At 63.8% G+C, this 12,107-nt stretch carries 6 protein-coding genes; 3 read left to right on the forward strand and 3 right to left on the reverse strand.

Annotated features, from left to right (window positions below; translation table 11 throughout):
- Positions 1-73: 73 nt before the first annotated feature.
- The gene (locus RIN61_RS04450; protein WP_112253205.1) at positions 74-1,318 is read left to right on the forward strand and encodes a putative porin; all 1,245 of its coding nucleotides are present in this window, start codon (positions 74-76) and stop codon (positions 1,316-1,318) included.
- 199 nt (positions 1,319-1,517) lie between these two features.
- Here RIN61_RS04450 and RIN61_RS04455 read toward each other — a convergent pair whose 3' ends face one another.
- Both RIN61_RS04455 and hrpA read right to left on the reverse strand, forming a co-directional pair.
- Positions 1,518-2,639: a beta-ketoacyl-ACP synthase III gene (locus tag RIN61_RS04455; protein WP_215521073.1), complete on the reverse strand. Its 1,122-nt coding sequence runs from the start codon at positions 2,637-2,639 to the stop codon at positions 1,518-1,520.
- A gap of 219 nt (positions 2,640-2,858) precedes the next feature.
- Positions 2,859-6,764: an ATP-dependent RNA helicase HrpA gene (gene hrpA / locus RIN61_RS04460; protein WP_313855943.1), complete on the reverse strand. Its 3,906-nt coding sequence runs from the start codon at positions 6,762-6,764 to the stop codon at positions 2,859-2,861.
- 533 nt (positions 6,765-7,297) lie between these two features.
- On the opposite strand from hrpA, the gene RIN61_RS04465 reads away from it, so the two are divergent.
- Together RIN61_RS04465 and RIN61_RS04470 are read left to right on the forward strand one after the other, a co-directional pair.
- Complete coding sequence (locus RIN61_RS04465; protein WP_313855945.1) at positions 7,298-8,662, forward strand: glutamine synthetase family protein; 1,365 nt, start codon at positions 7,298-7,300, stop codon at positions 8,660-8,662.
- Positions 8,663-8,687: 25 nt separating this feature from the next.
- The gene (locus RIN61_RS04470; protein WP_313855948.1) at positions 8,688-9,995 is read left to right on the forward strand and encodes an NAD(P)/FAD-dependent oxidoreductase; all 1,308 of its coding nucleotides are present in this window, start codon (positions 8,688-8,690) and stop codon (positions 9,993-9,995) included.
- Positions 9,996-10,110: 115 nt separating this feature from the next.
- Here RIN61_RS04470 and fadD1 read toward each other — a convergent pair whose 3' ends face one another.
- Positions 10,111-11,808, reverse strand: coding sequence for a long-chain-fatty-acid--CoA ligase FadD1 (gene fadD1, locus RIN61_RS04475; protein WP_112253211.1), 1,698 nt, complete (start codon positions 11,806-11,808; stop codon positions 10,111-10,113).
- Positions 11,809-12,107 lie beyond the last annotated feature (299 nt).

The following is a 12,107-nucleotide window of genomic DNA, read 5'->3' on the forward strand; positions in this document are numbered from 1 at the left end:
CCCTTTCCGAAGACATGCCAATACAGGGGCGGGCGTTTGAGCCTCCCCCATCTTATTCAACAGGGAGAACCTTATGCGTCTTGTTTCTACACTTACCGGAGTGAGCCTCACCGGCATGATGCTGGCTCTGAGTACTCCGGCCAGTGCAGCTGTCGACGCCAAGCTGCTCGAAATGCTCCGCGCCAACGGCTCGATCAACCAGGCGCAGTACAACGAACTGCAGGCGGACCTGGCTCAAGAAACCAAGGAAAAGGCCGCTCAGAAAGCTCAGTCCGACCGGATGAGCTCCTTTGAACAGAAAGTGGCATGGGCCGCCAAGACCCAGGTCAAGGGTGATGTGCGCCTGCGTTACGAAGACGTCAACGTCGACGACCCGAACAGCAGCAGCGGCAACCAGGACCGCCAGCGCGTGCGTGCCCGTGTCGGCTTCTACAGCGAAATCAACCCGCAGGTCGACGCCGGCATCCGTATCGCCACTGGCAGCAGCGCCGACCGCCGCTCGACCAACCAGAGCTTCGACAACTACTTCGACAAGAAGTCGCTGTGGGTCGACCAGGCCTACCTCGACTGGCACCCGACCGCCGTTCCCAACCTGCACCTGATTGGCGGCAAGATGGCGCAGCCATGGGTGAGCATGGGCGACATCATCTGGGACAGCGACATCAACCCGGAAGGCGTGGCAGCCACCTACAAGACCGACCTGGGCGGGGCCGAAGTGTTCGCCAGCGCCGGTCAGTACACCCTCAAGGACAACGTCGATGGCGACGGTGTGCAATACAAGCATGACGCACAGGTCTATCACGGCCAGCTGGGCGCCAAGTTCGCACCGGCAGATGTGCTCAAGCTGACCGTCGGTGCCAGTATCTATGGCTACGACAACGACAAGGAAGCAACCATTCTGCAGTCGTTCGGCAACACCACCAACGAGTTCAACCTGGTGGAAGGCTTCGGCCAGCTGGACTTCACCGGCTTTGCCATCCCGCTGTCTGCGTATGGCCAGTACGTGAAGAACACCGAAAGCACCGATGGCGAAGACCAGGCCTGGCTGGCGGGCCTGAAAACCAAGGTCGGCGCCTGGAGCCTGGACTACAACTACCGCGACGTGCAGCGTAACGCGGTGGTCAGCCTGTTCACCGACTCCGACTTTGGCAACGGCTTTACCGGTTCGCGCGGGCACAAGTTCAAGGTCGGCTATGAAATCGACAAGAACTTCTCCCTGGGCGCGGCCTACCTGATGGCCAAGACCGATCTGTCGCAATTGCCCAACAGCGATGCCGATGTAGATACCCTGCAGGTAGACCTGGAAGCCAAGTTCTAAGCGATACCCTGCGCTGCGTCACCTGAAGCGGGAAATGCCGACCCCATCCGGCGTTTCCCGCTTTTTTTGCCTGGCAGAAATGCGCCGGCCTCTTCGCGGGTAAACCCGCTCCCACAGGGGATATCACAGTTTCGAATGCTGTGGTGTCCCTGTGGGAGCGGGCAAGCCCGCGAAGAGGCCGGTACAGGCGCCAGATAAATCAGCGCTTGCGCAGAATCACGCTACCAATCGAATACCCCGCACCAAACGAGCTCAACACCCCCAGCGAGCCCTTGGGCAGGTCGTCCTGGTACAGGTGGAAGGCAATCACCGAACCCGCCGAACTGGTGTTGGCGTAACGGTCGAGAATCACCGGTGCATCCTCCTCGGCCACTTCACGTCCCAGCAACTTCTTGACGATCAGGTGGTTCATGCTGAGGTTGGCCTGGTGCAGCCAGAAGCGTTTCACATCGCTGGGCTGCAGCCCGTTTTCCTGCAGGTGCTCACCGATCAGTTCGGCCACCTTCGGGCACACTTCGCGGAACACCTTGCGGCCTTCCTGGATGAACAGCTTGTCCGCTGCACCCTCGCCCTCTTCCGCCGCGCGGTTGAGGAAGCCGAAGTTGTTGCGGATGTTGTTGGAGAACTCGGTCCACAACTTGCTGCTGACGATGTCGAACTGGTGCGCCGAAGTGGCCTTGTCGGCACGTTCGAGCAATACCGCAGTGGCAGCATCGCCAAAGATGAAATGGCTGTCGCGGTCACGGAAGTTCAGGTGGCCGGTGCACACCTCCGGGTTGACCATCAGCACCGCACGCGCCTGGCCCAGGGCCACGCTGTTGGCGGCGGTCTGGATGCCGAAAGTGGCCGACGAGCAGGCCACGTTCATGTCGAAGGCAAAGCCCTGGATGCCCAGCGCCTGCTGCACTTCGATGGCAATGGCCGGGTACGGGCGCTGCAGGTTGGAGCAGGCGACGATCACCCCATCGACATCGGCGGCGGTGCGACCGGCGCGCTCCAGGGCCTGGCGGGCGGCAGCCACGGCCATTTCGCAAAGCACCGACGGCTCGTCGTTGGAGCGCTCTGGCAGGCGTGGCTTCATGCGCTGCGGGTCGAGGATGCCAGCCTTGTCCATGACGAAGCGGCTCTTGATGCCCGAGGCCTTTTCGATGAACGCCGCGTCGGACAGCGGCGCTGCTTCGACTTCAGCGCGCTCGATGGCAGCAGCGTTGTCCTGGTTGAACTGCTGCGACCAGGCGTTGAAGGAAGCCACCAGTTCTTCGTTGGAAATGCTCTGGGCCGGGGTGTACAGGCCGGTGCCGCTGATCACGACGTTATGCACGGTCGTTCCTCTGGTCAAAGGCCATCGCCACGGGGCGCTGGCTGGGAAACATGACAGGTTAATGGCACTTTAGTGCCAATTTAAGGGCGAGGGCTGCGCCCTCGTTCGCGGGCACGCCCGCTCCCACAGGGATCGCGTTGCTCCTGAGAACACTGTGGTACCCGCGAAGGGCCGCCAAGCAGCCCCAAATTGCATCAATATTGCCACAACTGTGGAAGTTTAGCCCTCCACCTGGCTCCATTGCTTGCTCAATCGCTTGTCGGAAATCGGCACCTTGGTCCCCAACTGCTGGGCAAACAGCGAAACCCGGTATTCCTCCAGCCACCAGCGATACAGGGTCAGCTGCTCATCACGCTTGCCTTCCTGAGCATGCTTGTCGGCACGGGCCTTGTACTGCGCCCACAGGTTGGCCAGTTCACCACTCCACACCCGGTCCTTCTGCACCTGCGAACCCAGCTTCTCCAGGCGCAGCTCCACCGCCTTGAGGTAACGCGGCAGCTCCTTGAACCAGCTCCCCGGGGTTTCGCGGACGAAGCCCGGGTACACCAGGTTGCCGAGCTGTTGCTTGATATCGTTCAACGCCACCGCCTGGCTCAGGTCGATCTTGCCCTTGAAGCGCTTCTGCAGCCCATGCCACAGCTTCAGCACTTCCAACGTCTGCCGTGCCAGGCGCTCGGCATGCTCGGCCCAGCTGCCGCGCTTGCGTTCGGCCAGGCCAGCCAGGGCCGCACCATCACGTGGCAACGGCTGTTCGCCTTCAAGGATGCAGCTGTCCAGGCTGGCCAGCAGAATATCCTCGACCAGCGCCTCGACCCGGCCCATTTCACGGTACAGCAGGCCCAGTTCGGTAAGCCCTGGCAGCTTGCCGCGCAGGTACTTGGCCGGCTCGGCCAGCTGCTGCAGCAACAGGCGCTGCAAGGCGCGGCGGTGCTGGAACTCGGCTTCGGCCTGGGTCGAGAAGCGCCCTTCGCGCACGGTGCCGCCCTCTTCCACCAGCGCCGGGTACACGGTCATCGACAGGCCGGCGATCTTCTGCTGCGCGGTCTGCTTGACCTCGCTGAAGGCCTTGGCCTGCACCGGCTGCTCGCTCTTGGCGTCACGCGGCACGGCCAGCGCTGCCTGGCTGGCGGCGGCAAAGCGCGCGGTCAGCTCGGCCAGGTCGCGGCCTTCACCGAGGAACTTGCCCTGGCCATCGACCACTTCGATGTTCATGCGCAGGTGGCCTTCGACCAGGTTGACCGACTCGTCCCAGGCCTCATCGGGCACACGGGCACCGGTCATGCGCAGCAGCTCCTGCCCCAGGGCCTGCGGCAATGCGCCCTGGCCGAAGGTCATGCGCGCCAGCGAGGCCTTGACGAAGTCCGGCACCGGCACGAAGTTCTTGCGCAAGGCCTTGGGCAGGTTGCGCACCAGCGCCACGCACTTGGCTTCCAACAGGCCTGGCACCAGCCACTCCAGGCGCTCGCCCGGCAGGCTCGGCAACAGCGGCGCTGGCACCCGCACGGTCACGCCGTCACGCGGGTGGCCGGGCTCGAAGTGGTAGCTCAGCGGCAGGCGCAATTCACCCACTTGCAGGCTGTCGGGGTACTGCGCAGCGGTCACTTCGCTGGCCTCACGCGCCAGAACGTCTTCCTCGCGCATGATCAGCAGGTTGGCGTCCTTCTGGCTGCCCATGCGGTACCAGGCGTCGAAGGTCGCGGTCTGGTGGATTTCCGCTGGCAGGCGCGCTTCGTAGAAGGCGTACAGCGTTTCTTCGTCAGCCAGGATGTCGCGCCGACGGGCCTTGGCTTCGAGTTCGTCGAGGGTTTCCAGCAGTCGCTTGTTGGCCGCCAGGCACTTGGCCCGCGACTGGATTTCGCCACCCACCAGGCCTTCGCGGATGAACAGCTCGCGTGAGGTGACCGGGTCGATCGGGCCGAAATGCACCGGGCGGCGACCAACCAGGATCAGGCCGTACAGGGTGATCTGTTCATAGGCCACCACTTGCCCGCGCTTCTTCTCCCAGTGCGGCTCGAAGTGGTTCTTCTTGACCAGGTGGCCGGCCAGCGGTTCGATCCAGTCCGGTTCGATCTTGGCCACCATGCGTGCGTACAGCTTGGTGGTCTCGACCAGTTCGGCGGCCATCACCCACTGCGGGCGCTTGCGCCCCAGGCCAGACGACGGGTGTACCCAGAAGCGCCGCTGCCGCGCCCCCTGGTAGTCGCCTTCTTCGGTCTTCTGGCCGATCTGGCTGAGCAGACCACTGAGAATGGCCTTGTGCATCTTCTGGTAGTCGCACGGTTCTTTGTTCACCGTCAACTGCAGGTCACGGCAGATCAGCGCAAGCTGGCGATGGGCATCGCGCCATTCGCGCAGGCGCAGGTAGTTCAGGAAGTTCTTGCGGCACCAGTTGCGCAGCGGGTTGGCGGTCAGCGCCTGACGCTGCTCCTCGAAGCCACGCCACAGGTTGACCAGCGCGGCGAAGTCGGAATCCACATCCTTCCATTGCGCGTGTGCCTGGTCAGCGGCCTGCTGGCGCTCCGGCGGGCGTTCGCGCGGGTCCTGCACCGACAGCGCACTGGTGACGATCAGCACTTCCTGCAGGCTGCCCAGGCGGGCGCCTTCGAGCAGCATGCGGCCCAGCCGCGGGTCGATCGGCAGGCGCGCCAGCTGGCGACCGATCGGCGTCAGCTGGTTCTCGCGGTTGACCGCCGACAGCTCCTGCAACAGGTTGAAACCGTCGCTGATGGCCTTGCCATCCGGCGGCTCGATGAACGGGAAGGCGTCGATTGCGCCCAGGCGCAGGTGCAGCATCTGCAGGATCACTGCCGCCAGGTTGGTGCGCAGGATTTCCGGGTCGGTGAACGCCGGCCGGCTGTTGAAATCCTCTTCGCTGTACAGGCGCACGCAAATGCCCGGCTCGACCCGGCCGCAGCGGCCCTTACGCTGGTTTGCGCTGGCCTGCGACACCGCCTCGATGGGCAGGCGCTGGACCTTGGCGCGGTAACTGTAGCGGCTGATGCGCGCGGTACCGGTGTCGATCACATAGCGAATGCCGGGCACGGTCAGCGAGGTTTCCGCGACGTTGGTGGCCAGTACCACACGGCGCCCGGTGTGCGGCTGGAAGATGCGCTGCTGCTCGGCCGGCGACAGGCGCGCGTACAGCGGCAGGATCTCGGTGTGGCGCAGTTGCGCCTTGCGCAGGATCTCGGCGGCATCGCGGATCTCGCGCTCACCCGGCAGGAAGATCAGCACATCGCCGGGGCCCTTGCCCTCGCTGCGCTCGTGCTGCGCCAGTTCGTCCAGGGTCGCGACAATGGCCTGATCGACGGTGAGGTCGTCCTCGATCTGGTTGCCCTCCTCGTCCTGCTCGCTGGTCAGCGGGCGGTACCAGGTTTCAACCGGGAAGGTACGCCCGGACACCTCGATGATCGGCGCACCGTCGAAGTGTTGGGAGAAACGCTCAAGGTCGATGGTCGCCGAGGTGATGATCAGTTTCAGGTCCGGGCGACGGTGCAGCAGGGTCTTCAGGTAGCCGAGCAGGAAGTCGATGTTCAGGCTGCGTTCGTGGGCTTCGTCGACGATGATCGTGTCGTAGCGCTCGAGGAAGCGGTCGTGCTGGGTTTCGGCCAGCAGGATGCCGTCGGTCATCAGCTTGACCAGGGTGTTGGCGTCGCTCTGGTCCTCGAAGCGCACCTGGTAGCCGACCAGCCCGCCCAGGGGCGTACCCAGCTCTTCGGCAACCCGCGCGGCAACACTGCGCGCGGCGATCCGGCGGGGCTGGGTGTGGGCGATCAGGCCATGGCTGCCACGGCCCAGTTCCAGGCAGATCTTCGGCAACTGGGTGGTCTTGCCAGAGCCGGTTTCGCCGGCGATCACCAGCACCTGGTGCTCGGCCAGGGCCTTCTTGATTTCGTCACGCTTGGCAGCGATCGGCAGGCTGTCGTCGTAGCGCACGCTCGGCACGCTCTGCTGGCGCGCAGTGACCTGGGCACAGGACGCCTGGACCTTTTCCACCCACTGCGCCAGCTTGGCCTCGTCGGGGCGCTTGCGCAGTTCGTGCAATTGCCGGCGCAGGCGATGGCGGTCGGCGATCATGGCGTGGTCGAGGTTTTGCAGCAGTTTGTCGATGGCGTGGTCAGTCATGGGGCTTTTTAGTGATGCAGGTGGGCCTGCTTTTTCATGATCGGCATTCGAAGGATGCGCGATTGTCGCAGATTTGCCGGGTTTCTGCTGCCTGTGCCGGCCTCTTCGCGGGTAAACCCGCTCCCACAGGTACCCCACAGCTCTCAGCCTCGATGCGATCCTGTGGGAGCGGGTTCACCCGCGAAGAGGCCAGTTGCAACAGCACATATGTTTAGCCAAATGCGATGTAAAGGTTGCCATTCACTGCTTTAATCAACCTTACGCCGCATGTGAGTATCAAAGGCATGACTCCCGTCCAGCCCATCGCCCCACCGTCGTCCCGCCCTTCGCAAGCGAAGGCCAGGCGCCGTGCCGGTGAAAATCCGCTGGTCCACATCATCCTCGCCTTCTGGGCCCTGTGGCACTGCCGTCACGCACGCCCACCGGATTTCCCGCTCTCGCCTTTGTGACCAAACCCGGCCGTCGTCTGGCCGTTTGACTCAGCCAGGCCGCCTGCATGCGCGGTGGCCCGTGCACCCGCGAGCGAATCCAACATGCACTTTGCACCCGTAGAGCAGGCCAGCCGTTTTCTGGCCGACAACCCCGATATCGAGCTGTTCGAACTGTTCATCCTCGACGCCAACGGCGTACCGCGCGGCAAGCTGCTGCACCGCGAGGAACTGCTAGCCGTGTACCAGACCGGCCGACCGCTGCCCAGCACCATTCTCGGCCTGACCCTGAACGGCGACGACGTGGAAAACTCCGGCCTGGTATGGGACGTGGGCGATATCGACTGCCGCGCCTACCCGCTTGAAGGCAGCCTGGTGCGCCTGCCCTGGCGCCGGGTGCCGACCGCCGCAGTGCAGGTGAGCATGCACCCGAACGAGGGCCTGCCGGCCAGCATCGCCGACCCGCGCCACGTGCTGCTGCGTACCATCGAGGCGTTGAAGGCCGACGGCTACCATCCGGTGATGGCGTGCGAGCTGGAGTTCTACCTGCTCGACCAGAAACCTGATGCCCAGGGCCGCCCGCAACCGGCACTGGACAACGACGGCGGCCGCCCACGCACCACCCAGGTGTATGGCCTGCGCGAACTGGAGCAGATCGAGCCGTTCCTCGCCGACCTCTACGCCGCCTGCAAGGCCCAGGGCATCCCGGCCCGCACGGCGATTTCGGAATACGCCCCCGGCCAGGTGGAAATCACCCTTGAGCACGGCGACGCCCTGCAGGCGATGGACCAGGCCGTGCGCTACAAACGCCTGGTCAAGGGTATTGCCCACGCCCATGGCATGCAGGCCTGCTTCATGGCCAAGCCGTTCGCGCAACTGGCCGGTACCGGCATGCACATGCACCTGAGCCTGGCCGACAGCGCCGGCAACAACCTGTTCGCCAGTGAAGACAAGGCCGGCACCCCGCTGCTGCGCCAGGCCGTGGCCGGCATGCTGCGCCACCTGCGCGACTCGCTGCTGCTGTTCTGCCCCAACGCCAACTCGTTCCGCCGCTTCCAGGCCAACAGCTATGCCCCGCTAGCGCCAACCTGGGGCGTCGACAACCGTACCGTGAGCCTGCGCATACCAGGCGGCCCGGCCAACAGCCGGCATGTGGAACACCGCATCTGCGGCGCCGACGCCAACCCCTACCTCGCCGCTGCGGCGATCCTTGCCGCCAGCCACCGGGGCATCCGCGAACAGCTGGACCCGGGGGCACCGGTGGAAGGCAACGGCTATGCCCAGGCCACCGAACACCTGCCCACCGACTGGCTGACTGCACTCGACGCCCTGCAGCACTCAAGCTGGGCTCGCGAAGCACTGGGCGAGGACTTCCTTGGCGTGTACCTGAAGGTCAAGCGCGCCGAGTACCGCCAGTTCATGGCCGAAGTCAGCGAGCAGGACTGGCGCTGGTACCTGCACCAGGCCTGAGCCCCCCAGATTACAAGGAACCACCATGAATGCAGCATTGAACAAGGGCCCGGCGCAGCGCGCGCCGTCCTACTACAGCGCCACCCTCAACGACCACACCGAGTACCCACAGCTCAAGGGCACGGTGCAGGTGGATGTGGCGATCATCGGCGGCGGCTTCACCGGCGTAGCCACGGCGGTGGAACTGGCCGAGCGTGGCCTCAAGGTGGCCATCGTCGAAACCAACCGCATCGGCTGGGGTGCCAGCGGGCGCAACGGCGGCCAGGTCACCGGCAGCCTCTCGGGCGACGAAGCCATGCGCTCGCAGATGCGCAACCGCCTGGGTGCCGAGGTCGATGACTTCATCTGGCACCTGCGCTGGCGCGGGCACCAGGTGATCGAGCAGCGCGTGGCGCGCTACGGCATCGACTGCGACCTCAAGCGCGGCCACCTGCATGCGGCAATGAAACCCTCGCACATGGACGAGCTGCGCGCCTTCGAGGCCGAAGCCCGGCGCCGGGGCATGGGCGAGCAGGTGCAACTGCTGGACCGCGCCGGCATGGCCGAACACCTGCAAAGCCCGTTGTACCTGGGCGCGCTGAAGAACCTGCGCAACCTGCACCTGCACCCGCTCAACCTGTGCCTGGGCGAGGCCCGTGCTGCCCATGGCCTGGGGGCGCTGATTTTCGAGAACTCCGAAGTGCTGGAGATCGTCCACGGCCCGCGCCCGGCGGTGGTCACCGCGCACGGGCGGGTCGAGGCGCGCCAGGTGATGCTGGCCGGCGATGTGTACCACAAACTGGAAAAGCGCCAGCTCAAGGGCAAGATATTCCCGGCCATGGGCGGCATCGTCACCACCGCACCGCTGGGGGAGCTGGCCGACCAGATCAACCCGCAGGACCTGGCGGTATACGACTGCCGCTTCGTGCTCGACTACTACCGCCTGACCGCCGACAAGCGCCTGCTGTTCGGCGGTGGCGCCAACTATTCCGGCCGTGATTCACGGGATATCGAAGGCGAACTGCGCCCGTGCATCGAGCGCACCTTCCCGGCATTGAAAGGGGTGCCGATCGAGTTCCAGTGGAGCTGCGCCATGGGCATCGTGGTCAACCGCATCCCGCAGCTGGGCAAGCTGTCGGAGAACGTGTGGTATTGCCAGGGTTATTCGGGGCACGGGATTGCCACCAGCCACATCATGGGCGAGATCATGGCCGAGGCGTTGACCGGGACGCTGGAGAAGTTCGACACCTTTGCCCAGTGCAAGCATGTGCGGGTGCCGATGGGGGACTTGCTGGGGAATCCGCTGCTGGCGGCGGGGATGTGGTACTACCAGATGCTCGAGAAATTGCGCTGATTTTGCCGGCCTCTTCGCGGGTGAACCCGCTCCCACAGGTATTGCGTAACCCTTGAGAGTTGCACAGAACCTGTGGGAGCGGGTTCACCCGCGAAGAGGCCGGTAATTCAGAAGATCAGGCGATCTTCTTCAAGCCCTGCTTCTTCAGCTCTTCATCGCGCAGCTCACGGCGCAGGATCTTGCCAACGTTGGTGGTCGGCAACGCGTCGCGGAACTCGATCTGGCGCGGGACCTTGTAGCCGGTGACGTTGGCACGCATGTGCTCCATCACCTGCTCCTTGGTCACGGTCATGCCCGGCTTGACCACGATGAACACCTTGATCACTTCACCGGACTTCTCGTCCGGTACGCCGATGGCCGCGCACTGCAGCACGCCTGGCAGGGCCGCCAGCACATCTTCCAGCTCGTTGGGGTACACGTTGAAGCCCGAGACCAGGATCATGTCCTTCTTGCGGTCGACAATGCGCATGTAGCCATCCGCCTGGATCACCGCGATGTCACCGGTCTTCAGCCAGCCATTGCTGTCGAGGATCTCCGCAGTGGCATCCTCGCGCTGCCAGTAGCCCTTCATCACCTGAGGGCCCTTGATGCACAGCTCACCAACTTCGCCCAGCGGCAGTTCGTTGCCGGCGTCGTCGATCACCTTGCACAGGGTCGAGGGTACCGGAATACCGATAGTGCCAACCTGGTTGGCCTCCGACGGGTTCACCGCGGCCACCGGGCTGGTCTCGGTCATGCCATAGCCTTCGCAGATGGCGCAACCGGTCACGGCCTTCCAGCGCTCGGCCACGCTCAGCTGCAGGGCCATGCCGCCGGACAGGGTGATCTTCAGCGCCGAGAAGTCCAGGGCCCGGAACGCCTCGTTGTTGCACAAGGCAACGAACAAGGTATTGAGGCCGACGAAGCCACTGAACTTCCACTTGCCCAGCTCCTTGACCATGGCCGGCAGGTCACGCGGGTTGCTGATCAGCACGTTGTGGTTGCCGATCAGCATCATCGCCATGCAATGGAAGGTAAAGGCATAGATGTGGTACAGCGGCAGCGGCGTGATGAGGATTTCGCAGCCTTCGTGCAGGTTGGAGCCCATCAGCGCCCGGCACTGCAGCATGTTGGCCACCAGGTTGCGGTGGGTCAGCATCGCGCCCTTGGCCACGCCGGTGGTGCCACCGGTGTATTGCAGCACCGCCACGTCATTGGCCTGTGGGTTGGCCTCGGTCACCGGCTGGCCCTTGCCCAACGCCAGCGCGTCGTTGAAGCGCACGGCCTGCGGCAGGTTGTAGGCCGGCACCATCTTCTTCACGTACTTGATCACGCTGTTGATCAGCAGGCGCTTGAGCGGCGGCAGCAGGTCGGCCACTTCGGTGACGATGACATGCCTGACCTGAGTCTTGGGCACCACCTTCTCGGCCAGGTGGGCCATGTTGGCCAGGCACACCAGCGCCTTGGCGCCCGAGTCGTTGAACTGATGTTCCATTTCCCGTGCGGTGTACAGCGGGTTGGTATTGACCACGATCAGCCCGGCACGCATGGCACCGAATACCGCCACCGGGTATTGCAATACGTTAGGCAGTTGCACGGCAATGCGGTCACCTGGCTTGAGGTCGGTATGCTGCTGCAGCCAGGCGGCAAACGCCCCCGACAGCGCATACAGCTCGCCATAAGTGATAGTCTTGCCCAGGTTGCTAAAGGCCGGTTTGTCGGCAAAGCGTTGGCAGGATTGCTTGAGTACCGCCTGGATATTGGGGAATTCGTCAGGATTGATTTCCGCCGTAATCCCGGCTGGGTACTTATCCTTCCAAAAATGTTCGATCATGGAAGCCCACTCCTTCAGCAACAGCGAAGTTCGATTCACGCGTCGATGCGCTTATTATTGATATGTGATGACGGCTCATTGCAAACCGGATCATCTGAAAGCGGGCCGAGAGTAACAGCTTTGCCAGGGGTCGCCTAGAGGCCAAAACAGGCCTCACGGTCACAAAAATGACTCAATGAACAATACAGGTCATTTTTAGAGTATTTATCCAAAATGTCGCAGATCGGGCTGTAAATAGCCTGTTAGAGCGGTTTGAAAGCATTCGCGGGTGAACCCGCTCCCACACAGGTACTGCACAG

It is taken from the genome of Pseudomonas inefficax, from assembly GCF_032164165.1.
Classification (GTDB): Bacteria; Pseudomonadota; Gammaproteobacteria; order Pseudomonadales; family Pseudomonadaceae; genus Aquipseudomonas; species Aquipseudomonas inefficax.